The organism is Microcoleus sp. PH2017_35_SFW_U_B (assembly GCF_020737865.1).
Taxonomy (GTDB): Bacteria; Cyanobacteriota; Cyanobacteriia; order Cyanobacteriales; family Microcoleaceae; genus Microcoleus.
This window is the reverse complement of sequence record NZ_JAEQDE010000043.1, coordinates 36401-62169: the sequence shown is the minus strand read 5'-3', so window position 1 is coordinate 62169 and position 25769 is coordinate 36401. Positions and strand designations below refer to the sequence as shown.

General features: G+C 45.2%; 17 protein-coding genes and 1 tRNA gene. 14 read left to right on the top strand and 4 right to left on the bottom strand.

All coding sequences use genetic code 11. From position 1 onward, the window contains the following. The first annotated feature begins 396 nt into the window (after window positions 1-396). From ldpA to cheB, 10 genes are all read left to right on the top strand, one after another. On the top strand, window positions 397-1563 hold the full coding sequence (gene ldpA / locus JGK36_RS12460; protein ID WP_293181628.1) for a circadian clock protein LdpA: 1167 nt from the start codon (window positions 397-399) through the stop codon (window positions 1561-1563). A gap of 362 nt (window positions 1564-1925) precedes the next feature. Further along, window positions 1926-3713 (top strand): R3H domain-containing nucleic acid-binding protein, encoded by a 1788-nt coding sequence (locus tag JGK36_RS12455; RefSeq protein WP_293181626.1) that lies wholly within the window; start codon window positions 1926-1928, stop codon window positions 3711-3713. 473 nt (window positions 3714-4186) lie between these two features. Further along, entirely contained in the window at window positions 4187-4372 is a 186-nt protein-coding gene (locus JGK36_RS12450; RefSeq protein WP_293200947.1) for a hypothetical protein, read from the top strand. A 42-nt stretch (window positions 4373-4414) separates the two neighbouring features. Next, complete coding sequence (locus tag JGK36_RS12445) at window positions 4415-6091, top strand: CheR family methyltransferase (protein ID WP_293196760.1); 1677 nt, start codon at window positions 4415-4417, stop codon at window positions 6089-6091. Between the two features lie 248 nt (window positions 6092-6339). Then, window positions 6340-7458: a chemotaxis protein CheW gene (locus tag JGK36_RS12440; protein ID WP_293181622.1), complete on the top strand. Its 1119-nt coding sequence runs from the start codon at window positions 6340-6342 to the stop codon at window positions 7456-7458. Window positions 7459-7834: 376 nt separating this feature from the next. Beyond that, on the top strand, window positions 7835-9295 hold the full coding sequence (locus JGK36_RS12435; protein ID WP_293181620.1) for a methyl-accepting chemotaxis protein: 1461 nt from the start codon (window positions 7835-7837) through the stop codon (window positions 9293-9295). A gap of 293 nt (window positions 9296-9588) precedes the next feature. Next, a complete protein-coding gene (locus JGK36_RS12430) occupies window positions 9589-11370 on the top strand; it encodes a methyl-accepting chemotaxis protein (RefSeq protein WP_293196759.1) in 1782 nt (593 codons plus the stop codon). A gap of 71 nt (window positions 11371-11441) precedes the next feature. Next, window positions 11442-13325 (top strand): methyl-accepting chemotaxis protein, encoded by a 1884-nt coding sequence (locus JGK36_RS12425; RefSeq protein WP_293196758.1) that lies wholly within the window; start codon window positions 11442-11444, stop codon window positions 13323-13325. A gap of 520 nt (window positions 13326-13845) precedes the next feature. Beyond that, window positions 13846-16338 carry a hybrid sensor histidine kinase/response regulator gene (locus JGK36_RS12420; protein ID WP_293181611.1) on the top strand — a complete coding sequence of 831 codons (2493 nt, stop codon included), beginning with the start codon at window positions 13846-13848 and terminating at the stop codon, window positions 16336-16338. Window positions 16339-16504: 166 nt separating this feature from the next. Continuing rightward, window positions 16505-17596: a chemotaxis-specific protein-glutamate methyltransferase CheB gene (cheB, locus tag JGK36_RS12415; protein ID WP_293196761.1), complete on the top strand. Its 1092-nt coding sequence runs from the start codon at window positions 16505-16507 to the stop codon at window positions 17594-17596. A 178-nt stretch (window positions 17597-17774) separates the two neighbouring features. Here cheB and JGK36_RS12410 read toward each other — a convergent pair whose 3' ends face one another. Together JGK36_RS12410 and JGK36_RS12405 are read right to left on the bottom strand one after the other, a co-directional pair. After that, on the bottom strand, window positions 17775-18164 hold the full coding sequence (locus JGK36_RS12410) for a response regulator (protein WP_293157809.1): 390 nt from the start codon (window positions 18162-18164) through the stop codon (window positions 17775-17777). 622 nt (window positions 18165-18786) lie between these two features. Further along, window positions 18787-18969 (bottom strand): hypothetical protein, encoded by a 183-nt coding sequence (locus JGK36_RS12405; RefSeq protein ID WP_293181608.1) that lies wholly within the window; start codon window positions 18967-18969, stop codon window positions 18787-18789. A gap of 66 nt (window positions 18970-19035) precedes the next feature. On the opposite strand from JGK36_RS12405, the gene JGK36_RS12400 reads away from it, so the two are divergent. Both JGK36_RS12400 and JGK36_RS12395 read left to right on the top strand, forming a co-directional pair. Then, a complete protein-coding gene (locus JGK36_RS12400; RefSeq protein WP_293196757.1) occupies window positions 19036-21819 on the top strand; it encodes a GAF domain-containing protein in 2784 nt (927 codons plus the stop codon). A gap of 101 nt (window positions 21820-21920) precedes the next feature. After that, a tRNA-Gln gene (locus tag JGK36_RS12395) sits at window positions 21921-21992 on the top strand. Between the two features lie 171 nt (window positions 21993-22163). On the opposite strand, the gene JGK36_RS12390 is transcribed toward JGK36_RS12395, so the two are convergent. Beyond that, window positions 22164-23546: a serine hydrolase gene (locus JGK36_RS12390; RefSeq protein ID WP_293196756.1), complete on the bottom strand. Its 1383-nt coding sequence runs from the start codon at window positions 23544-23546 to the stop codon at window positions 22164-22166. A gap of 63 nt (window positions 23547-23609) precedes the next feature. Here JGK36_RS12390 and JGK36_RS12385 point away from each other — a divergent pair, with 63 nt between their 5' ends. After that, the gene (locus tag JGK36_RS12385) at window positions 23610-23885 is read left to right on the top strand and encodes a hypothetical protein (RefSeq protein WP_293181599.1); all 276 of its coding nucleotides are present in this window, start codon (window positions 23610-23612) and stop codon (window positions 23883-23885) included. A gap of 192 nt (window positions 23886-24077) precedes the next feature. Continuing rightward, window positions 24078-25193 (top strand): N-acetylmuramoyl-L-alanine amidase-like domain-containing protein, encoded by a 1116-nt coding sequence (locus tag JGK36_RS12380; protein WP_293181596.1) that lies wholly within the window; start codon window positions 24078-24080, stop codon window positions 25191-25193. A 76-nt stretch (window positions 25194-25269) separates the two neighbouring features. On the opposite strand, the gene JGK36_RS12375 is transcribed toward JGK36_RS12380, so the two are convergent. Next, complete coding sequence (locus JGK36_RS12375; RefSeq protein WP_293181593.1) at window positions 25270-25686, bottom strand: DUF2809 domain-containing protein; 417 nt, start codon at window positions 25684-25686, stop codon at window positions 25270-25272. Between the last annotated feature and the right edge of the window lie 83 nt (window positions 25687-25769).

Here is a 25769-nt window from a genome sequence, read left to right as displayed (position 1 = left end):
TAGCATCCCACTTACAGAAGTCACAACCACTTATGTCAGATTTTTTGGTTCCTACTCTTCTAGGATAACTGGGGTTATATTTAATTGCAAGCCCCTTAAATCATCTCCAAAAAATCTTTGGCTGATTGTCTCGTTGCTAAATCCGCTCTAATATGCTATGGTAAAAGGTCTACTATTAAATAAAAGCAATCGCCAGCTCGACAAATTGCCCCTGGACAGCCACTATCAAAAAAATCAAATATAGAAAAAAAAAATCAGGTAGCCCTCTACATATAGAGCCAACAGCGCCATAGCTACTGCTATCAGTAGCGTTTCCAGCTTGTATCGACCTAAATGTAAAAATTTTATAAAAATGTTCGCATAGTAATTTTTAGCTGAAAGGATTAGCATATAAGGGTGCCAGAACATTATCATCCACTAAACTCATTAAAAGATGGTCATTGGTTCAAGCTGATCTGTGGGGCGAGCTTTCAACACCTGCCGGCGGTTCGGAATCTCACATTGGCTTACACCTTGGCAGGTGCTGACTGTATTGATGTCGCGGCAGATCCCGCCGCCGTCGCAGCAGCGAAAGAAGCCCTACAAGTTGCCAGCGAATTACAGGCAAAAACTCAAAACCGCAGGTTTGGCGGCAAAGGTTTGCCCTGGCTGATGGTGAGTTTGAACGATGGGGAAGACCCGCATTTTCGCAAGGCCGAATTCAACCCAGCCGATTGTCCGGCGGACTGCTGGCGGCCCTGCGAAAAAATATGTCCAGCCTCCGCAATAGTTTTTCAGAGTGCTGGTAGTGGTTTTTCCGGGGTGATAGACCAGCAGTGCTATGGCTGCGGTCGCTGTCTGCCTGTTTGCCCGAGCCAATTAATTTACACTCGTTCTTACGTGTCTGCTCCGGCCGCGATCGCACCTTTAATCTTGCAATCCGGTGCGGATGCCCTAGAAATCCACACGCAAGTAGGCAGAGAGGCAGATTTTGCGAGACTTTGGTCGAGCATAGATCCCTGGGTAGATCAACTTAAAGTAATAGCAATTAGTTGCCCCGATGGAGACGGTTTGATTGATTATTTGCGGACACTCTATCAAATAATTTCCCCCCTGCCTTGTCCCCTAATTTGGCAAACCGATGGTAGGCCGATGAGTGGAGATATTGGAATAGGAACTACTAGAGCAGCGGTCAAACTCGGTCAAAAAGTTTTGGCTGCCCAGTTGCCGGGATACGTGCAACTTGCAGGCGGCACTAACGATCGCACTGTCAGCAAACTGAGAGCCTCTGGACTGCTTTTGGATGGCGGGAAAAATTTGTCAGTTCCTCCTGTCCAATACATTGCAGGTGTAGCTTACGGCAGCTATGCCAGGGTTTTGCTATCGCCAATTTTAGAACAATTAGAAACAATGCAGACCGATCGAGCTTCTGCCGTTCCGGTAGCAGTCCCTTGCGGCGCAGCCGAAGTTCAAACACCTCGGTTGACTCAGCTCGAAGCCGTCCCAGAACTTCTCTCGGAGGCGGTGAGTTTAGCTCGTTCTCTAGTTTCCCAGATCAAAAGTCAGTTGACAGTTGACAGTTGACAGTTGACAGTTGTCAGTTGTTAGTTGTTAGTTGTTAGTTGACAGTTGTCAGTTGTTAGTTGTTAGTTTTTAGTTGTTAGTTGTCAGTTGTTAGTTGTTAATCAAAAAAACTGAAAACTGATAGCTAACAACTGTAGTTTGCGATTTCGCGATCGCACTTGCACCCAGGTGAAACCCGGTTTCTTACTATATTTCTCGTTCCTGTTCGCAAAACTCGTAGAAACCGGGTTTATAACCCCACGCGTAATCCACGAACTGTCAACTGTCAACTGTCAACTGTCAACTGTCCACTGTCCACTGTCAACTGTCAACTGTCAACTGTCCACTGTCCACTGTCCACTGAACCGAACACACCGAGGCGAATGCAGATTACAGACGACCTCAGCAGACTATTAGACATCGTGCCAGATGAGATCCGGCAGCCCTTAGAGCAGCACCCGCAGCGCAACAATCTCATTGAGGTTGTGATGGATTTGGGCCGTCTACCAGAAGCTCGTTTTCCATCCTTGGCCGAACCTCTTTCCCAAACACCAGTTTCCAAAGCAGACCTCAGCTATTGTATCGATCGAGTCGGCAGCTTCGGCGGCGACAATCGAGCCGGTATCGAGCAAACCCTGCACCGAATTAGCGCCCTTCGCAACCGCAGCGGCGAGATTATCGGCTTGACTTTGAGGGTGGGCCGCGCTGTGTTCGGGACGATCGGCATTATCCGCGATTTAGTGGAAACCGGTCAATCAATTTTGATGCTCGGCCGCCCCGGAGTTGGCAAAACCACGGCTTTGCGGGAAATCGCCCGCGTCCTCGCCGATGACTTGGAAAAACGGGTGGTAATCATCGACACCTCCAACGAAATTGCTGGAGATGGAGATATCCCGCATCCGGCGATCGGCAGAGCTCGCAGAATGCAAGTTTCGCGTCCCGAACTCCAGCACCAAGTCATGATCGAAGCAGTGGAAAACCATATGCCGGAAGTGATCGTGATTGACGAAATCGGCACGGAATTAGAAGCTTTGGCCGCTCGGACGATCGCGGAAAGGGGCGTGCAATTGGTCGGTACCGCCCACGGGAACCGGATCGAAAACTTGATGAAAAATCCGACTCTGGCCGACTTAATCGGGGGCATCCAAGCGGTGACGCTGGGAGATGACGAGGCCCGGCGCCGCGGTTCTCAAAAGACAGTTTTGGAACGCAAATCACCGCCAACTTTTGAAATTGCGATCGAAATGCTCGAACGCCAGCGCTGGGTAATCCACGAACGAGTCTCAGATTCGATCGACAGCCTGCTGCGGGGACGCGAACCGAACCAGCAAATCAGAAGCGTCAGCGACAGCGGAGAAGTCACGATCGAGCGCGAGTCAGCATCTCCCCCCGTCCGGTTTCCAGGGATGCCAGCTTCCGCCTCAGGCCCCGCTGCGGTATCAGCAATGCGGCCCGTCACGCCGATTTCTGGGTGGCGGAGTGCCGGGAAAATGGTGCCGATGCCCCCTCAAAACGAGAAATTCGCTGCTGCTACCGCTGCTAACAGCGCGCCGGTACTTCCTGAGACTCGGTATTTCGAGCAACTCCTCGAAGAATCCCTGTCCGTGGAACCTGTACCGCAGCAACGGGGTCGTTATTCCCAGAATGTCGGCCCTAACGGCGAAGATTTGCCCCTCCACGTTTATCCTTACGGCATAGCTCGCCACCAGCTCGAACAGGTGATTTCCACCCTGAACCTGCCGGTGCAGTTGACTAAGGATATTGAAAGTGCTGACGTGGTGTTGGCTTTGCGATCGAACGTGCGGAACCAGTCAAAATTGAGGCACTTGGCCAAAACTCGCCAAGTTCCCCTGCACACAATCAAAGCTGGGACTATTCCCCACGTAGCGAGAGCTTTGCGGCGCCTGTTGGACATGGACGACCCGGGCACCCCGGAAGTGGCAGACCTCGCCTTATTCGCCCGCAGCGGTACTTCTGACGAACTCGAAGCTCTTGAAGAAACCCGCTTGGCCGTTGAGCAAATTGTCATTCCCAAGGGACAGCCGGTGGAACTCTTACCCCGTTCTCCCAATGTCCGCAAAATGCAGCACGAACTTGTGGAACACTATCACCTGAAATCCCACAGTTTTGGGGAAGAACCCAACCGCCGCCTGCGGATTTTTCCAGCGTGAACAGCCCTATATCTAGAATCGGCATCATGTAGGGTGCGCGGGGCGCACCTTACCCCTTGAAGGCAGCAGGTAGAAGGCAAACGGCCGAATTTTTTTCATGTTGCTGTCTGTTTTCTACCTGCTGCCTTCGATCTCAAGCGGGCTCAATTAACCATGATTCTGGTAGCGTGGTACACTGCGTAGACCAGAATCTTCTGGTATATCGACCGCACGTGATATTATTTCCGTTGCTGTGATTTTTGTGTGTAAGTGCGATCGGGCTAATTCCCAATTTCCAACCCCCAATTCCCAACCCTCAATGATGACTAATGACTACTGACTAATTCCCAATTTCCAACCCCCAATTTCCAATTCCCAATGATGACTAATGACTGATGACTAATGACTACTGACTAATTCCCAACCCCCTATAATAACAGATTATAAATAAACATAAAGCGGTTATCAAAAAAATGAGGTATGCCCGATGCCCGATGCCCTATGCCCTATGCCCGATGCCCGATGCCCTATGCCCTATGCCCGATGCCCTATGCCCGATGCCCGATGCCCTATGCCCGATGCCCGATGCCCTATGCCCTATGCCCTATGCCCGATGCCCTATGCCCGATGCCCTATGCCCGATGCCCTATGCCCGATGCCCGATGCCCGATGCCCGATAGTACCTCATCTTTCTGAGAAAGGCTATATTTACCAGAGTTGACATGAATGATGCAGAAATTCAGCTATTTATTGAATTAATTGCCGCTCACACGGGTTTACAAATTCGCCCGCAAGATCGATCGGGTTTGTCTCGAAAAATTTTGACTCGAATGAAAGCTTTAAAAATAGCATTTCCCGACAAATATTATCAAATCTTAGCCGCTTCGAGTCCGGAAAGTCAAAATGAATGGCAGGAACTAACCTTGCTGCTGACAACCAACGAAAGTTATTTCATGCGGGACAAAGGACAGTTTTCGCTCCTAGAAAAAGTGATTTTGCCGGAATTAATCGCACGCAAAATAAAATTGCACGAGACATTGGGAATTAAGCCAAGACTGCGAATCTGGAGTGCTGGCTGCTCGACTGGTGAAGAACCTTATTCTTTACTTATTATTTTAAAACAACTAATTCCTGATTGGGACAAATGGAAAATTTTAATTTTAGGTACTGATATCAATCAAGCAGCAATAGAAAAAGCCCAGCGAGGAATTTATAGCCCTTGGTCTTTTCGCTTAGTTGACCGGGAACTGCAAAATCGATATTTCTCTCAGCGGAAAACCGATTGGGAAATAGACAAGAACTTGCGCCAATTTGTCAGCTTTAGATCTGTAAATTTAGTGACAGATAATTTTCCTAATATTTACACAGATCTTCATAACATGGATTTGATATTATGCCGAAATGTTTTTGTTTATTTTGAAGCTCAGTATATTTCACAGGTATTGAAAAAGTTTGCCAAAACGCTAAGACCTGGAGGATATTTAATGACTGGTCACGCTGAAATTCACAGTCACGTGATGAACGATTTTCAACCAAAGAGTTTCCCGGAGTCGGTTGTTTATCAAGCCAAGAATGTCCTAGAGGAGGAACCAGGTAAAAAAAAGTCTTTGATTGTACCAGAATCTAAAACAAAATCGGCGTTTGGGGAATCGGGAAATAAATTGGAATTGGGCGACCATAGCGGTCAGTTGCTACCGAGGAAAGGGGAAACGGTGCCAGCTAGTTTTGCTAACGGCAATTTTGGGGATGTCGGGTCGCTGTCGCTGTTAACAGCAGGTACCGGGCTGGGAAAGATGCTGCGAAGTCGCTATTTAGAGGGCGATCTGGCGAACAAGAAGATATCTAGTTTATCCCCAAAAATTGCAGCCGAAAAAGCTGATAGCAAAACGCCTCAGATGCTTATATTAGAGGCAAAAGCTTGTTTAAAAAATAAAGCTTATTTTGAGGCAATTGATAAAGCAAAACAGGCGCTCCACCTGCAATCTCAAAATTTTGAAGCTGATTATTTGCTCGCTCAAATTTATGCAAATTTAGGCCAGTATTCTCAGGCGGTAGAATACTGCAAGCGAGCTAGTAAGCTAGATACTATGTCAGTATTTCCTTATTATTTGCAAGCTCAGATTGCTGAAGAACAGGACGACTTGGAAACCGCTAAAATATATTTAAGAAAAGTTATTTATCTTTGCCCATCTTTTGTTTCAGCTTATCTCGAATTCGGGAATATATACCATAAAGAAGGTAAGCTAAATATAGCTATTAAAATGTACAAGTCATCTTGCGATATTCTCAAACAACTGCCGCCCAATACTCCGATCGAGCAACAGGGAAAAATGACAGCGAGTCAAGTATTGATTGATGTTCAAAAAAAATTGGTAAAATTGTACAGCCAAAAAAACTGACGCACTGGGAAAATCTAAAAACCTGGTTTTTTGTGGGTGTGTCGCTGCCAAACCGAATGGGTGCATCTCAATTTTGAAGCCTGAAGAAGCATGACCGCATATAAGTTATTAGTTATAATCCTATATTGACTACGGTCATGCTTCGCCCCTACAAACATATTTGACAAACCCAGATGCACCCAACCGAATCCGATCGCATAAACCATGTGTTTTTTGCAAGTCTTACTAGATAAATTGTCAGAATTAATATGGAAACTAAGCCGTATCTTATATTTGAACATAACGGTTTGCTGTGCGGCGTAGAAGTCGGCTGCGTTAGAGAAATTTTCTTTCTCCCGGAGTTGACACCGATCGCCGAAGCGCCTCAAGATATTGTTGGGGCGATCGATCTTAGAGGATCCATTCTGCCCGTGATGGATCTAAATCTCCGTTTTGGGTACGTTTGGCAGGACTATTCTGTCACAGATAGTGCGATCGTCATAGAATGGCAAGAAATTCGACTTGTCATCATTGTCGATCGAGTTAACGAAGTTAAGCAGATCCCCGCAGATGCCATAACTCCCCAGCTATCTTACGGGCGAGACAACCCAGAAGCCCCCCATCATTTTTTAGCTGGATTTGCCCGCTGCGGGGCCGATATGATTATGCTGCTGGATCTCGATCGGCTAATTCGATATTCTCCCGACAAAACAGAAGCCCAAATCCCAGTGTCTGCAAGCGATGCAGGACTGTCAGCGGCATCCGGCAACCTAGAAACCGCCAATTTGCAGTTAGAAATAGAGCCAAAATTGTTAGTGGAAGATACTAAAGTTTTGGCCAAAATTCACGTTTTTTGTCCGAATGCTACAGCCCAAGAAAAGGCGATTTTTCGAGATAGGGCCCAGAATTTGAGGCAGCAGGGCGATCGCGAAAATTCCGCAGCAATTGATATGTCCCTCGCCGTAGTTGTTTTAAACAGCGAATACTTTGGTATTAACCTAGCTGTAGTGCGCGAATTCACTGACATTCGCCAAGTAACTCCAATTCCTTGCACTCCCGATCGCATTATTGGCAACATGAATTTGCGGGGCGAGATTCTCACCCTAGTGGACATTCGGAATGTTTTAAATATGTCAGGCGACACAAAATCTCTCTCAAAGGCGATCGTTGTTGAAATTGAAGATTTGGTCGCCGGTATAGTCGTTGACGAAATCTTAGATATTATACATTTAAATGTGGCAGAAATTGCGACTATTCCTGCTGCACTAAATTCGGCCAACCGCGAATATCTTCGAGGCACCGCTTTTTACGAGGAAAAACTTATCGCTGTTCTGAACTTGCAGAAACTATTAACAAAAGGAGGAGTTGCTGTTGATGAGGAGGTTTGAAGAAAGATTTTACCATAAAGAATTGTTTGAAAGCCTCTCCCCGATCGGGAGAAACTAAAATCCGACTATTCATTACTCCAATCCTCTTCCTTCTAGGTAGAGGTCGCTCTCAAACTGTCAACTGTCAACTGTCAACTGTCAACTGTTGAAGGCCAAATCGGAATCGCACCTGCAAAAACGATGTCAGCGCCACCCGAAACTAAAGAAAAGAGAGTAAGAGAACAGAATTTGCTATGATACTATTTTCTACTGTCACTGGACGGCATCAGTCCCAGAAGTGGCTGACCCATTTCCGTTGCCAACGCCGGACTCCCAACCACTATCGCAGGATCGCAACCTTAGTAACGCAAATGCTATCTTAAATTAACGCAAAAATATGTTTTTATCCATTAAAAAACTAAATATTAGAAACAAGATGCTCGTCGGATATCTAGCGCCAGCAGCTATTTATTTAGGGTTGCCAGTCTTAGTTCTCGTTACTACGAGTCAGGTTTTTGAGACTTTCAAAAAAGTGGAAAGAGTAGAAAATGTGATCGGAGAAACAAGTAATATGTCCGTAGGTACGGAGCAAATGGTACGGGGAATGCGCGGCTATTTAATTAATAAAAATCAGCAGTTCTTAAACGATTTTAAAACAGGTGCAGACTTGGCTCGCCAGTCAGGGATCAATCTAGGGCCGATTGTTGAAAATTCCGAACAAAAAGCCCGTTTGCGGAGAATGTTGGATCTGGTCAAAGAATATTATGATGGTTCTAACGAAATAGTTCGCTTATTTCAGCAAAATCAGACAGCCGAAGCCCTCGCTATATTTAATACAGGCAAGTATACCAAATTTGTGAATGAATTCGTGGAATTGAACCGGGAATTTCGGGAAACAGAATTAAAGATTATTAAGCAAGAAACTAAAATCACGAAGGCATCTTTAAGCTTTTTGGTATCGACGCTGGTGTTTGGTTCGATACTGCTACTGCTGCTTGGCGCCACTGTTGCTTGGCTGATTTCGTCAGGAATTGCTCGAACTATCGATCGCACAATTAGTTCGATCGCCAGTTCCTCCGCCCAGATTGCCGCCACAGTTGAAGAACAGGAACGAATGGCAAGCCAGCAAGCAGTTTCAGTCAATGAAACTACTACCACAATGGACGAATTGGGTGCATCTTCTAGGGCGACTTCACAGCAGATAGAAACTGCCGCAAGTCAAGCAATGCAAGCTTTAACTTTAGCTGGTGGCGGTACAAAAGCTGTGGAACAAACCTTAGAAGCAATGGCAATACTGAAAACAAAAGTGCAAGATATGCAAGGACAAATTATGCAGTTGAGCGAGCAAACCGATCGCATTGGCAATATCTCAACCGTAGTCAGCGACTTAGCAAATCAGACTAATATGTTAGCACTAAATGCTGCGGTGGAAGCAGTCCGAGCCGGCGAACACGGCAAGGGGTTCGGCGTTGTCGCGTCAGAAATTCGCAAACTTGCCGATCGCAGTAAAAAATCTGCCGCACAAATAAATCTCTTAGTCGCCGATATTCAGCGCGCGATCAACTCAACAGTCATGGTGACAGACGAAGGAACTAAAACGGTAGAATCTGGCGTAAATATTGCGGAGGAAACTGCCGCAGCATTTGCTGGAGTAGCTGATGCAATTAACAACGTAGTTTTGAGTTCTCAGCAAATTTCGCTGAATGCCAAACAGCAAGCAATCGCGATCGAACAAGTGGTGGAAGCGATGAACTCTCTCAACCAAGCAGCAGCACAAACAGCTTGCGGTATCACTCAAACTAAAATTGGCACTCAAAAATTGAATGAAGCTGCTTTAGATTTAAAAGCAGTTGTTTAGCATAGTTATAAGTTCTGATAGTTTGAAAACAAAATTAAACAGTAAGTCTGTATTCTCAGCCCCGATACTCATTAGTCAATCCCAATTATTCAATCTAAAATCTAAAACGGTGCATCTCACGCAAGGCGAATATATCCGTAGGGGCGAAGCATGACCGCAGAAAATATGGGATTACAACTAATAACTTATATGCGGTCATGCTTCGCCCTCTTCAAAAACCAGATGCACCCATCTAAAATCTCAAGTCTCAAATGGTATGAGTCATTAATAATTATGAAAAACCAATGAAAAAAATGTCTTTAAGAATTAAAGCGATTGTTTTTGCGATCGCCCTCGGAACAATTCCCGTAATTTTAACTGGGGCAATAACTTTTTTCTTAGCCAATCAAAGTATCACTAGCTATGTAATTAATTATCAAGAAACGCGGGCGCTCGCTACTGCCAATGAAGTCAGCAATTTTATGTTAGAACGCTACCAAGATATCAAGCAACTAGCAAGATTAAGCATACTTAACGACCCCAGAGTCAGTCAAACGACTTCAACCATTCAAAAGGAAGCCATGTTAGATAAATATATAGAAGAAGACGAAGGCTACGACAGCATTGCAGTCGCCGATCTCAAGGGAAATACTATTTTGCAATCCCGTGGAGAAAAAATTGTAGATTTGGGAAAGCGGGACTATTTTCAGGAAGTAACAAAAACTAATCAGGCTGTAATTATGCAGCCTATAAAGTCAACAGACGGCAAATATGCCATTTTTACGGCGGCTCCGGTTGTGGATGTCAATACTAACGAAACTATCGCCGTCATCAGGACTCGCACGCCCATAACTTATTTAGAGCAGACTTTTAAGGAAACACAAAACAAGCTAACCAGAAGTTCTGAAGGATTAAAAAAAGAGGAATTCCATTTAATTGATGGCAATGGCAAGTTTTTTTCGGCAACAGAAGCTGAGCAGATCGGCAGAGATGCAGCCTCAGATTTTAGTGTTTTTGCCAAAATGCAAGCTAACAAAAAAATTGACAGTGCCATAGATATCGATCGCATTGATGGAGCTAAGCAATTGCTTACTTATGCTCCTATTAAAGCCTTAGAAAATATGCCAGAATTGGGCTGGAGCGTGATTATTGCTAACGATACAAAAAATGTATTTGCTCCCCAACAAGAGTTACTGTATACTTTGATGTCAGGAGTTGGGTTCACTGCTGCTGTTGTTAGCGCGATCGCAATTTTTTTAGCTAGTCGAACTACTCGCTCGGTTAATCACATTGTACGGGCGATCGCCTCTTCTTCGTCCCAAATTGCTGTCACCATCGAACAGCAGAAGCGCATCGCCAGCCAACAACTATCTGCTGTCGATCGCACTGCGACTACAATGAACGAATTGAGCGAATCAAGCAAAGCTTGTGCCTCCGAAGCCGAAGCTGCCGCTTTTGGGGCAGTCCAAGCTCTTAAACTTGCAGCAGGAGGCAGTCAAGCAGTAGATAATACCTTGAAAGAAATGGCAACTTTGACAGAAAATGTCGGAGCAATTCAAAAACAAATTTTGCATTTAAGCGAGCAAACCGATCGCATTGGCAATATATCCAGTTTAGTCAGCGATTTAGCCAACCAAACAAATATGCTCGCCCTTAACGCTGCTGTCGAAGCAGTTAGAGCCGGTGAAAGCGGTAAAGGATTTGCTGTTGTTGCTAGCGAGATTCGCAAATTAGCCGATCGCAGCAAGGAATCTGCTAGCAACATCAATGCTTTAGTTGCAGAAATCCAGAAAGCTATTACTTTGACAGCAACAGTGACGGATGACGGCACAAAAACTGTAGAAAATGGAGTAAAAATTGCCCGAAAAACCGCAGACGCATTTGCTGGGGTTGCCAGGGCGATCGATCGCATTGCTGCAAACAGCAAACAAATTTCCGTCACATCGAAAAACCAGGCGATCGCCATTCAGGATGTAGTTGAATCCGTCAACTCTCTTCACCTCGCCACTCAAGAAACTGCCGCCAGTATTTCTCAAGTCAAACTCGGCATTGTTCAACTAAACCAAGCAGCCCAAAATCTCAAATCAGCAGTGTAGTTGAAGGAAGTAAGATTTATTTATTACTGATTAGCGATTATCGATTACCAATTAGCAATTAGCCACTCCCCATGATTAATAAATTTTTCAGAAAAATTCAAAACCGACTGCTACTGCTTTTAATTTTAAGTACCTTGATTCCAGTATCTCTTGTTGGCTGGTATGGAATTTCCTCTTCCGAAGCAGCACTCCAAACCTTAGCCTTAACTAATCTTACTGAAAGTGTCACATCCAGCGGAGAGCAAATAGTCAACAAACTAGAAAATATCAGTTACGATCTTTTGTTCTTCAGCAAATCTCCTGCTCTTCAAGGAATAATTAAAGCTAGAGATGGAAATGGAGCAGACAAAGAAACTAATTCAACTTATCAAAATTGGGTCGATCGAATGCAAATCACATTTGCATCAATGATGGCAATTAAGCAATCTTATATGCAATTGCGTTATATAGATGAGAATGGCAACGAACTCGTGCGCGTAAATTCTGACGGCCAAACGCTCAAAATAGTTCCAACTTCAGAACTACAAAATCAGGCTCATAGGGATTACTTTTACTTAACTATGAAGCTAAAACCGGGCGAAATTTATGTGTCTCAATTCAATCTCAATCAGGAGCGCGGTAAAATAGAAATTCCTTACAAGCCAACCATTCGTCACGCCACTCCTGTTTTTAATACCAAAGGAGAAAGAAAAGGCATTTTGATTGCCAATTCTTTGGGAAAGAATCTGATTGATATAGTTAAAAACATGAATCATGATAATTCAGAGAAAGGTTTTATGTTAAATCAAGATGGTAGCTACATCTACCATCCCACTTCTAAAAAAGAATGGGGTTATGAAACAAAAACGAATGAAAATGTCCAAAAAGATTATGTGGCAGAGGTAGTGACACAAATACTTTCTGGTGGCAAAGGCAATATTGACCTCGGCGATCGAGTGATTAGCTATGATACAGTTTTTCTGAGTAAAGAAAACAACAACAAATTCATTGTGATTGTGAATCAAGCACCTAAATATTCGCTGTTTGCTTCTATTTTTGTTCTTAAAAAAATAGCTACTATTATTGCTGTATTGTCCCTGGGTACTGTTCTGGGATTAGGATTTTTGGTGCTGCGACAACTAATTAAGCTGATTCGAGGATTGATCTATCAAATATCGTCATTCTCTATGCAAATATTATCTAATATGAATGAGCAAGAGCAAGTCGTCGGCCAGCAATTTCTCTCAGTCAATGAAACAACTGCAACCTTAGAACAATTGGGCATATCTTCTCGGGAGACAGCCGAGCAAGCTGAGGCTGTTGCCGTCGCCGCTCGCCAAGCTTTAACCCTCGCGCAAGAAGGAACTCAAAAAGTTGAAGAAACTCTCAATCAAATGCTGAGTCTTAGACAAGCTGTGGCAGCAATTTCTCAGCAAAATCAGCGCCTGGGGGATAGCACAAGTCAGATTGGCAATATCTCGACTTTGGCAAATTTAGTTAGCGATTTAGCCACTCAGACAAATATGCTGGCTCTTAACGCGGCTGTGGAAGCTGTCAGGGCTGGTGAGTATGGCAAAGGTTTTGCGGTGGTAGCCAGCGAGATCCGTAAATTAGCAGATGAAAGCCAACAAGCCGCGCAAAAGATTAATGGTATTATTCCAGAAATTAAGGGCGCGATCGACTCGACGGTGAAAGCAACGGAAGAAAGCCGCAAAACAGTCGCGGCAGGGGTGAAAACAGCGCAGGATACAGCAGAAGCTTTTACGGGGGTTCGGGAAGCTTGCAATCTGGTGTTTGCTAGCAATCAACAAATTTCTTTGAATATTAAACAGCAGGCGATCGCGATCGGGCAAGTAGGTGATGAAATGAACTCTCTCAACCGCACTGCATCTCAAACTATCAGCGGCATTACTCAAGTCAAAGTAGGCACTCAAAAACTTAATGAAGCTGCTTTAACTCTTAAGTCTATAGTGTAAGAAGGAAGTTAGGCAACGGATTGTGTAACGGATGTCAAGGATAAAATTACCGATTACCGATGACTAATTACCGATGGATGACCAATTCCCAATTACCAATTACCAATTCCCAATTCCCAATTACCAATTACCAATTCCCAATTACCAATTACCAATTACCAATTACCAATTACCAATTACCAATTCCCAATTACCAATTACCAATTCCCAATTCCCAATTCCCAATTACCAATTCCCAATTACCAATTACCAATTCCCAATTACCAATTACCAATTCCCAATTACCAATTCCCAATTACCAATTCCCAATTACCAATTACCAATTACCAATTCCCAATTACCAATTCCCAATTACCAATTACCAATTCCCAATTACCAATTCCCAATTACCAATTCCCAATTACCAATTCCCAATTACCAATTACCAATTACCAATTCCCAATTACCAATTACCCATTACCAATTACCAATTACCCATTACCAATTACCAATTACCCATTACCCATTACCACAAACACCTATGATAATTGAAGATGAAGAACTTCGAGATGTATTTAAAATTGCTAGTGAAGAACACTTGCAGAAACTAGACGATGGATTGCTGTACTTGGAACAACACCCCGGGGACTCAGCTAAGTTAGAAGAATTGCTGCGGGAAACTCATTCTCTTAAAGGCGATGCTGGGATGTTGGCGGTAAAAAATGTAGCATCTTTAGCTCATCAAATAGAGCATATTTTGGGAGGTGTCAAGCGGGGAGAGACTCAACTAACTTCAGAAATTAGCGATCGACTTTCGCAAGGTTTAGACGCCATCCGCAAACTCGTTGACGAAGCCGTGACTGGTCAAGATTCCGGTGTCAATACCTTTTACGTGCTCGCTAGCATGATGGGTGCTTCTAACAAGCCCCTGCCCGCCGTCCCCATAGCAGATCCAGAATCTTCAAAGGTACCAGAAGAAGAATTTATACAAACGCAACTTATTGATTCGTCTACTGCGGAACCCGAAACAAATAGTGAAACTTATTCCGCCACTAATTTAGATAAAAATTATTCTTTTTCGACTCTACAATCCGAGCAAGAATTGTTGCTCCAATCTCACAACTTGCGTGGGGCTTCTGCCCCCGCTACTGCATCGGCTTCCCAACCCGCTGTTAGCAGTTCTTCAAGTTCGTCTTACCGCATCGAAACAATTCGCGTTGCTACCAAAAATTTAGACGATTTAATGACTCAAGCTGGTGAACTTACTGTTACAAAAACTAGGTTAGTACACCGACTTGCTGATATCGAAAAACTGACAAATTTGTGGGAAAGTTGGAGCAGAGAAGCTTTTATAAATCGCTTGGCTTTTCATCAGATAGAATCGGACAAAAATGCTTTTCAACAAAATGCCCTCATCATACAGTTACAGAATTATTACCAGCGTACAGAAGAACGTTTAGAACGTCTGGGAACTCTAGTAAATAGATTGAAAAATCGAGTTGATGAAGATACTGCAAGACTCGAATTAATTGCGGAAGAGTTGGAATCAGGAATTCGCACTCTCAGACTGCTGCCTTTGTCTACTATTTTTAATCTATTTCCACGAGCAGTTAGAGACTTGGCTAAGCGGGAAGGGAAAGAGGTTAAATTAGTCATTGAAGGTGGGGAAACTCGAGCTGACAAACGCATTCTAGAAGAAATGAAAGACCCTTTAATGCACCTGATTCGGAATGCGATAGATCACGGAATTGAGACGCCAGCCGATCGCGAAAAGCTCGGCAAGCATCCCGCAGCTACTCTCCGAATTAAAGGCTACCATACTGCTAGCAATATTATTATTGAAGTTGCTGATGATGGTCGGGGGCTGAATCTCGATCGCATTAAACAAACTGCTGTCAAACGCAACATCTGCACGCCGGAAGAACTGGCGGTGATGACAGAAAGCCAAATTCAATCGCTGATTTTTGCTGCGGGTTTTTCAACCAGAACATTTGTTACTGAAATCTCTGGAAGAGGGGTAGGTTTGGATGTAGTTAGGACTAATGTTGAAGCATTAAAAGGTCGCATTCAAGTTGAATCAGATCTCGGGAAAGGATGCACTTTTCGCCTGCAACTAAGTACGTCTTTAGCTACTGCTAATGTATTAATATTAGCGGTTGATGGTATTGCTTATGCGCTGCCAGTCGAGTTTATTGAAACTGCAATATTAGTCCGCTCTTCGGATGTTTTTTCTCTCGAAAGCAAGGCGACGGTGATTTTAGACTCTCAGCCTTTGTCAGTTGCTTATTTGGCAGATTTACTAGAATTAAATGATACAGATTGGTTGCACAATAATCGGGAGTGGAGACAGGAAAGTTGGAGAGAATTCAAGAGAAATACAGAGGTAGAATCGGTGAATCATAATTCTCGGAAAATGCCTTGTATTGTTTTGAAAGTTGGGGAGGAAAGATTGGGATTATTTATAGATGCTTTGATTGACGAACAGGATGTGGTGATTAAACCTCAAAGTCAATTGCTGAAACGGGTGCGAAACGTTTCTGGTGCAACGATTCTGGGGACGGGGGAAGTTTGTATGGTGCTCAATCCCCACGATTTGATAAAATCTGTACGCAAGCAAGTTTTGTTGGGTGGGGTTGGGGGTGCCCGATCGCCAATTGAGACAGTCAGCCGAAAACAAGTTATACTTTTAGCAGAAGATTCGATCGCTACCCGCACTCAAGAAAAGCGCATTCTGGAAGGTGCAGGTTATGAAGTGGTGACAGCAGTGGACGGGTTGGATGCTTTCAATAAATTAAAAACTCGCTATTTTGATGCTCTGATTTCTGACGTACAAATGCCTAATTTGGACGGCTTGGGACTGACTATTAAAATTCGTCAGCTAAAAGAATACAGTGAGTTACCGATTATTTTGGTCACATCTTTGGCGTCTGATGAAGATAGAAAAAGAGGGGCTGATGCTGGCGCTAATGCTTATATTCCTAAAGGTACTTTCAATCAAGATGTATTAATCGAGACTTTGAAAAGGTTAGTTTGATTGTCAGAGGGGAAGGGAAGAGGGGGACAGGGGGAGAGGGGGACAGGGGAAGAGGGGGAGAATTACCCATTACCCATTACCCATTACCCATTACCCATTACCCATTACCCATTACCCATTACCCATTACCTAAAAAAATCTAAAATCTAAAATCTAAAATGGTATGATGTTGTCGCCCATTAAAGTATTGTTAGTAGAAGATTCCCCAGTAGCTACGATCGTTCTCAAGCGCATTTTGGATGCTTCGCCAGAAATCCAGGTTGTCGGAACGGCTTCTAACGGGTTAGAAGCCCTAGAATTAATCCCGAAACTTCAACCGGAAGTCATCTGTACGGATTTGAATATGGCACAAATGAACGGGTTAGAGTTCACGCGGGAAGTGATGAAAAAATACCCGCGACCAATTTTAATAATTAGTGCTTCTGTACAAGCAAAGGATACTCAAAATGTATTTGAATTAATGAAAGCAGGTGCATTAGATGTTTTTCCGAAACCCATTGGCGGGTTGGCGTCTGATTACGATCGCCTGGGGAATGAATTAATCGCTAAAGTTAAAGTGTTGTCGGGAGTTAAAGTATTTACGCGACATCAAAGGCTTGGAGGAATCGAAACAGCCGAGGGTCGCCCAAGCAAAAAAATTTATCAATTACCAATTCATAATTACCAATTATCTAGCAAAAATCTCAATTCTCAAACTATTAAGTTATTGGCTGTTGGCGCGTCTACAGGGGGGCCACAAGCGCTACACTCGATTATTTCTAAGTTTCCGGCTAATTTGCCAGTACCGGTGATTTGCATCCAGCATATCAGTGAAGGATTTTTGCAAGGATTGGTTGACTGGTTGGGTTTTGAATCTAAACTGCCGGTGAAAATAGCGGGTTTTGGGGAATTTCCACAAGCTGGGATTGTTTATTTCCCGCCAGAAAAACGTCATTTAGAATTGGATGCTCAAGGGCGTTTTATTTATTCTGAAGCTGCTCGTGAAGCGGGACATTGCCCCTCTGTAACGGTAACATTTAAGTCAGTTGCTAGTTTTTATGGTCGCGGGGCTGCGGGAGTGTTGCTAACAGGAATGGGGCGAGATGGTGCTGAGGGTATGTTGGCGATCGCCCAAGCCGGCGGTTTGACTATTGCTCAAAATGAGGCTAGTTGTGTTGTGTTTGGAATGCCAAAAGAGGCGATCGCCCTCGGTGCGGCCCAGCACGTTTTACCCGTCAGTGCGATCGCTCCTTTACTGTTGGCGAAATTAAAAGTTTAGGACAAGCGGGAGAATATAGCAGATCGGACGTAAGGTTGAAACCGCTTCTATATAAACGATGTCCGCCGGACGCCGACTGAATAGAATAACATAAAACGTAATTTAAACGGTCTGAGCTTCAACCCGCGGAGGCGGGTTTTGCTGGTATAGACGCGGTTTCAACCGCGCCCGTCTTCTTTTATGATTTGATATTGATAAACTTACCAATTACTTCGCGCAACTTGTCAGCATCAAAGGGCTTAGTTAAATACTCGGTTGCTCCTGCCAAACGCCCCTGTACTTTATCAAATGCTCCATCTCTGGCTGTCAGCATCACGATCGGCAAATTCTGAAACTGAGGCAAGCTTCGCACCGTGCGGCAGAGCTCCAATCCGTCAATCCCAGGCATCGAAACATCGAGCAACAAAACCGAAATTTGTTCGTGATAAATTGTTGACAAAGCATCAACTGCATTGTCTGTCACGAGAACTCGAAACTCTTTGCTTAAGGCTTGTTTGACCAGTCCTTGCATGACGACGCTATCATCAACTGCCAAAATAGTTGGTACTTGACTGCTAGTTGCAGACATATTCTTCTCCCGGTTTATTTATAGTTCTTGAAAATAGAAAACATAATTCCCGCCGTCAGTCGATTGTAGATTGTAGATTTTAGATTGACTGTTCCAGATGAATCTGGGAGCTTGAACTTGAGTCTAAAATTGCGATCTCGACCCTCAAAATTGTCGGCAAGCAAGTATCGGTTTTTGGGTGGGTCATTTTTCAAGAGTGCCTTCGGATAAATAGTGCCCAACTCCGTTGGAGCATTAGCAGAAACTTCACCCCTGTTTTTTTGACCTCAAACTCGAAAAAACAGATTGCCCGAGGGGTCGATCGGCGATGACAACAGTTGCAAAATCTGCATCTCAACCGTCAAACCCTTGATGGTGGAGTTTGAACAACTATTGTTACAAAGTTTAACATTTTCGGTGTTTGTGTAGTCGCTCTCCTAACTTTTGTTGAGTTGCCTGTGCAACAGCCCGGTAAACCGTACTGGTATTGTGGCACAAACCAATTATTTTAATCTACCAGCAAGCCTGCTACCCACGATTAGATCTGTCTGTTAAAATACTATTAAACTTATTAAGAAATTCTCTGTAAGCTATCCGCCATAGATTTTTGAAGGGTGCTTCGTCCCCACGGAGGCTCTTAGATTCACCCAGCCTCTGGCACATCAAAAGCATAGTCAACTCGAAGTATAATTTCTAGAGTATTAGATCTGCGGTGCTCTAACTCCCATAAATCAAAAGTTTCCATGTCAGTCAAGAGGTTGGTCTGAGTTTGGTGCCAGCAGCCTGTGTTCGACTTGCGATCGCAGTCTCCCGGGACAAAATTCATGGCTCGTTTTTCTCCTCGGCCAGTATTGATTAGGGCGGTTGCCAGCAACTAGATGGGCACTTATACATGATGAAAGCACCCTTGCCTCTTGGTAAAACAGTGTTCGATCTCGATCGCACCGACTTGTATCAACTTCTGGGTTCCGATCCAGAGGCTTGCTTTGACGATTTGGTAGGCTTGGCCGCCAGGATGAGCGGAACTCCTATTGCTTTTTTGAGTTTGATTGATGCCTCCGGCCACTGGTTGAAGTCGCAGCTAGGTATCGATCGAACTTTGGCACACCGTTACCTGAATTTTTGCGATCGCTGCTATATCGACCAAACTCCCGCACAGTTGGGCGCGAGTTCCAACTCTAACTCGGAATTTGACCGGGACATTCCCCTACAAAAACCTGCGGTTGCGGCGGCAGATGCGATCGCACCCTTTGCAAATTCCTGCAATAAACCGCCTGCCATCATTGTCCGAGACGCTTCCACAGACGTGCGATTTGCCCAGCATCCGCTAATTGTTTCTTACCCCTTCATCAAATTTTACGCTAGCATCCCAGTCGTCACCTCAGATGGGCAGATGCTGGGCGCGATCTGTGTCATGGATTCCGTACCTAAAGGCTTGACAAAAAATACGATTGATGGTATTGAGATTTTAACTCGGCAAGTTGCGAGTTTGGTGGAGCTGCGGTGGCAATTAGTCAAAGCCAAGAAAGAGGTGGCAGAGGTAGAAGATATCGCTTCACAGGGCCAGCAAATCTCGGAGTTAGCTCGATCGAACCAGGAGTTTTTCTGGGCAGTACAGACTTCAGAGAAGGACACAAGAATATTCCCAACAAAAAAGCTGCCGGTGCTCGAAACAGGCAAATCTCAGGATTTGCGGGAAACTTCAGCGGGCATGAGGCGCGATCGCGATCCCAAACAAATTCCCGAAATAGTGACAGAGGGGCAATCAATGGCAGACTTGCTACAGGAGCGATCGCGCTTGGCAATGCTGCAAGCTAAAGTTGGTGCAGCTCTCGGACAAGGCGGGACAATACCGGCCACCCTCAACCGCTGCACCGACGCAATGGTAGACCATCTCGACGCCACAGCAGCCAGCATCTGGACGTTCAACCCGCAGATAGAGCGGTTAGAATTGCAGGCCGATTCAGGAGTCAGCAGCCAAGATTGGGAACGGCTAATAGAAGATTGGCTGCGAGAAGAAACGGGAAAACTCGAAACGGCTCCTCTGTGCTTGCTGTCGAACCCGTCCCTCTGCGCCATTGCCTATCCCCTGATTGTGGAGGAACGACTGGTGGGAGTGATGGCTGTATGCAGCAGCGCTGCTGCCACGGAGGGGGCGCTAGAAGTTCTGGGGTGGATGGCTAATGCCATTGGCGTGGCGATCGATCGTGTCAAGGCCCGAGAAGAATTGTTGAGCCGCCGGGAAAGTCTGCTGTTTGGCCTCGCCAGTCAGATGCGGAATTCTCTAGACCTCGACAAAATTTTAGATACGGCTGTTAATGAAATTCACAGCTTGTTGCAGGTTGACCAGTGCTACTTTTTGTGGTATTCAGTATCGCGGCAGGGGCAGCCGAGTTTTGCGATTACCCACGAGGCGGCAAATCCTGAACTCACAGATCTGCTCGCAGAATATCCGATCGCACAAGTAACGCTACTAGCCGAGAAAATTCGCGATCGCCAAACGCTCCGCATCGGCGACGCTGCCACAGCAGCCTGCATAGATTCCGCCACGCGAGCTTTTTTAAGGAGTGTCGGGATTGTTTCTAAGCTGCTGCTACCGCTCAAGACTCACTCCGGTCAAATGGGGGCGATAGTTTGCAATCATTACAGCAGCCGTTCCTGGGCGGCAAGCGAGGTAGAATTGCTGCAAGCGGTGGTGGATCAACTGGCGATCGCGATCGACCAAGCCGAACTTTACGCCCAAACTCGGGCGGCAGCCTTAGCAGCTCAAACTCAAGCCCGACAACTGACTGAAACTTTGCAGAGTTTGCAGCAAAAAGAAGCTCAGCTCATTCAAAACGAAAAAATGTCCTCTCTCGGTCAAATGGTTGCCGGCGTCGCCCACGAAATTAACAATCCGGTTAATTTTATTTACGGCAACTTGACTTATTGCGAGCAGTACATGAAAGATCTGCTGGATTTGCTGCGCTTGTATCAAAAGCACTACCCCGAACCTTGCGAGGAAATTCTCGACAAAAGCGAAGAAATCGATGTGGATTTCGTAGTGCCAGATTTGCTGAAAATTCTTTCTTCGATGGAGATGGGAGCCGAACGCATCCGGCAAATTGTCCTTTCCCTGCGGAACTTCGCGCGGCACGACGAAGCCGAGAAGAAACCTGTGGACATTCACGAAGGGATTGACAGCACGCTGCTGATTTTGCAGAGCCGCTTGAAGTCAAACGGGCCAATACCGGGAATTAAGGTAATTAAAGACTACGGCGACTTGCCGAAGGTAGAATGCTATCCCGGACAGCTCAACCAAGTATTTATGAATATTTTGGGAAATGCGATCGACTCCTTGGAAAATCAGCCCGCACCCAAGACGATCGAAATCTCGACGGCGGTGGTGTCCCAAGACTCGGATCGAGGTGAGTCACGAAAGTCGATCGGTCAACTTGTGCTGATTCGGATTCGGGACAGCGGGCCGGGATTGACCCAAAAAGCTAAATTGTGCTTGTTTGACCCTTTCTTTACCACTAAACCAGTGGGCAAAGGCACGGGACTCGGCTTGTCCATTAGCTACCAGATTGTGGTGGAAAAACACGGCGGCAGTTTGAAGTGTATCTCAGAACCCGGACAGGGAGCGGAGTTCTGGATTGAGATCCCGCTGTCTCGCCCCGCTGCTGTCAAAGAATAAACTGGCGGGCGATCGGTTTGGCAAACATTTTTTAAACTTTATTGTGAAAGTGCTTGACAGATTCTGGTGTTTGAGTGTTAATATGATAAAGGTTAAGACGTTGGGGCGTCGCCAAGTGGTAAGGCAGCTGGTTTTGGTCCAGCCATTCAGAGGTTCGAATCCTTTCGCCCCAGTTAAATAGTTTTTAATGTTTTCGATGAAAGGGCGGTTGAAACCGCATCTACACAGGCAAAACCCGCCTCCGCGGGTTGAAGAGTGGGTCGTTAAAATTACCTTATCCTCTCTTAGTCCACAGAGGCGGACATAGTTTGTATAGACGCGGTTTCAACCGTACATGCGCTCTGCTAATTGCTGGGCCCGCGAGCATTTAATCGATCGAATACGTATCGAGAAATTGCCGGAAATGCTGTTTCGTCCTTGGTATAAGCCACATCGTCTGCGAAAACGACCAAGATGTAAATCGCGCGATCGTCTAAAGTTCTGACAAATGCCGCTTCGCTGCGGGAACGAGAAGTATAGCCAACTTTGGAACCAAAATAAATATTAGTTGGTAAAGATTCGCCGAGAAATCCTTTTATTGAGTTGCTAGGGTCATTTTTCCATGCCTTAGGATCTAAATCTCTCGTTAGCAAGTAAGCCATTTTGCGGCTGGCGAGACTAGAAACAGCCTGCCTAGTATAGATTTCATATATTAATCTGCCGGCTTGGTCAGTAGTTGCTTGATTGCGAATCGGCACAGAATCATCGCCCCGCAATTGCAAATCGCGACCGACAGGACCTTCTTGCCTTAAATAGTATATGGGATAATTTTTGGTGCTTATACGAATATCATTGTAGCCTGCTGACTGGAAAAACGTGTTAATTTGCGTGCGCTTTTGCAGCCATGTTTGCAACTCTTCTCCTCCGAGCCGTCCGCCGGATTTTGTATCGGTGATTTTGTCTAAAATCCTGCTGGCAGCATCGTTGTTGGAGATGCGAATCATTTGTTCTAAGTCGTTTTTAAATGCAGATTCTCTTTCCGTAATTATGCCTTTTTCAATGGCTGAGTAAAAGGCGGCCATCCAAAATAACTTGGCAACGCTAGCAGGAAATCTGAGAGTTTGATTTTGATATCCGGCGAAGGTGTGATTTTTGGGATTGCTGACATCAAACAAGCTAATTGATAGCTTATCTGCTGGTAATCCTTGGCTGGTGGCAATGTTCACAGCTTCATCAACAATCCCTTGCAATTCTTGAGAATAAACTGGATTGGGAGGTGTTTTGATGTTGTAGGTGAAGGTAGGATCGCTTTTACTATCGACTACATTTTGGGATGTTGGAATTGTCGGTGGCGAGATAGCCTCTTGAGACAATATGACGGGTGGTTCTGGGGCGCGGCGAGTTCTGAAGGGGATTGTCAGGAGCCAAAAAAACGCGATCGCCCCCGCAATTAAACACAAAATGTTGCGGTATTTGAGCCGAGACAATTTTGCCCTCAGTCGCCGGCGAGATGGCGCTGGACGATCGGTGATGAGGCGTCGGGGTTCAACTGGACGATCGCCGCTGATTTGCCGTCGAGGTTGGACTGGACGATCGCTAATTTGCCGTCGTGGCTCAACTGGACGATCGCTGATTTGCCGTCGTGGCGCGACTGGACGATCGCTAATTTGGCGTCGGGGCGCGACTGGACGATCTGTGATGACGCGTCGGGGCGCGACTGTACGATCGTTGATGAGGCGTTGGAGCAAGATTGAGATTTGGAGCCAGATTGGGCGTTGGAGCAAGATGAGGCGTTGGAGCCAGATTGAGATTTGGAGCCAGATGAGTCGTTGGAGCGAGATGAGGCGTTGGAGCCAGATTGGACGATCGCCGATCGGGCGTCGGGATTGGATAGGACGTTGGGGTTTGACTGGGCGATCGCTGCTTGCGCGTCGGGATTGGACTGGACGCTCGCTGCTGTGGCGTCTGGGTTGGATCGGACGTTGGGGTTCGATTGGGCGGCGTCGGCGGTCTACTTGCATTACAGTGTTGTGGTATCAAACTCGCAGGATCAGTTTATAATAGGGCGGTGTCTAATAGAATTTTAGATTTTAGATTTTAAATTTTAGATGTGGAATAACTGATTGTATAAGGGTTTGGAACTTGCCAACAGTTGCATTATTTTTTGAAACGGGTCTACACTTTCGTCAATTTAATCTACCTGCTAGGCTGATTAAGAGTTCGAGTAATCGTAAAGATTTCAGGATAGCACTGAGTTGAAGCAAAATCCTTGGGAAAACATGAGAAATTTTTGGAGTCTGGCTGTTTTGGGATTTGCGATCGCCTGGGTGAATAATTATTTGATACCTGATGTTTGGGCATTGCAGTCTCAACCTGCTGTCGCTGTTGTCGATCGACAAACAGAAGCACGCGGCCCGGATGTAGTGGCTGAGTCGATCGCAGACAGCGAAAATCGGGAACCCAAAAATAAGCAAAGTGTTTCTAGTTTGCTCAGTCTGTTTCGGGACTTGAACAACTTACCTGAAATTCCGTATTCCCAATGGCTAGAAGTGCTGGCGAGACGACCAGACTCAGAGAATACTGCGACAGAAACCGCTATACTACCCGAAGACATAGCACGTTTTGAAAAGATTGTACAGTATGCCAAACAGGAAAATTTGCCCGATCGCCCGATCGGACAAATCATCCAGGCGATCGGCGATAACTTCCAAGGATTGCCCTACGTCGAGGGTTTGCTGGACAAATCCGGCGAAGAAAAGTTGATCGTAACGTTGAATAAATTTGATTGCGTTTTGTTTGTAGAGACGGTTTTGGCTATTTCCCGAGGCGTAGCAGTAAAAGATTACGAATATCAAAATTTTGTAAATCGCATAGAAGAACAACGGTATTTAAACGGTAAAATGAACGGCTATTGCAGCCGGCTGCACTATTTTTCAGAATGGATTAAAGACAATCAAAAACGGCAAACCGTAGAAAACATTACCGCTCAATTGGGCGGAGTGCCGATGAATAAAACACTAAATTTCATGAGCCAGCACCGCAGCAGTTACCCGCAAATGGTAAAAGATGAGGCAACTTATCAGTGCATAGTCAGCCAAGAAGCAGAATTAGCCAAAACTACGGTTAATTACATCCCGACAAATCGGATCAAAAGTGTTTATTCCCAGTTAAAGCCTGGGGATATTGTGGCGGTAGCCACGGATGTTAAAGGATTGGATGTCACCCACACAGGTTTTGTGTACAGGAATGCAGACGGGAATCTCGGCTTAATTCACGCTTCGCCGGCTGGGGCTGTGACAGTTGCTTACGACTTGCAGAGATATATTAGCAGAGTCGAAAGTGCGATCGGCATTGTAGTTGCTAGAGCAAAAACACCTAATCCAATTCGTTCGTAGTGAGGACTTCAGTCCGCATTCATGAAGGACTGAAGTCCTCACTACAAACCATATCGAAGTTTGACAAAAAAGCAAATCATCTAAATTTCCGCTTCAGCCCTACCACCAAAACCCACCCCAAAGTACATCCCAAAATATAGCCAATAAAATCCTCCCACGAAAAGCCACTACCCAGAAACAAACGCCCAAATAATGTAGCGCGAATAGCTTGCAAAAAAGGAGGTTTCCACAGTTGGCTAAATTCAATGAGACAGTTAAAAATGAAAACTCCCCAGGCAATTTTAGTCGGAGAAACTTGGGGAAACATGAAAACAATTAGCAGAATCAAGAAAATTTGGTAGAGAAAATCACCAAAATAATCATTAAAAAACTCTCGCCCCGGCCCCGAATAGAATTCGCTGCTTAAACCGACAATCAAAATAGGGATGATAGTCAATAAAAGAGCAACTCGATAGTTAAAAAAGGGATGCGCGCGATTAAAAGGTGGTGCCATTTTAGGTATTAGTAGTAGGGTGCGTCAGTTGGCACGATTTTAGATACCCATTGAAAATCTCTGTGCTGACGCACCGTGGCAAC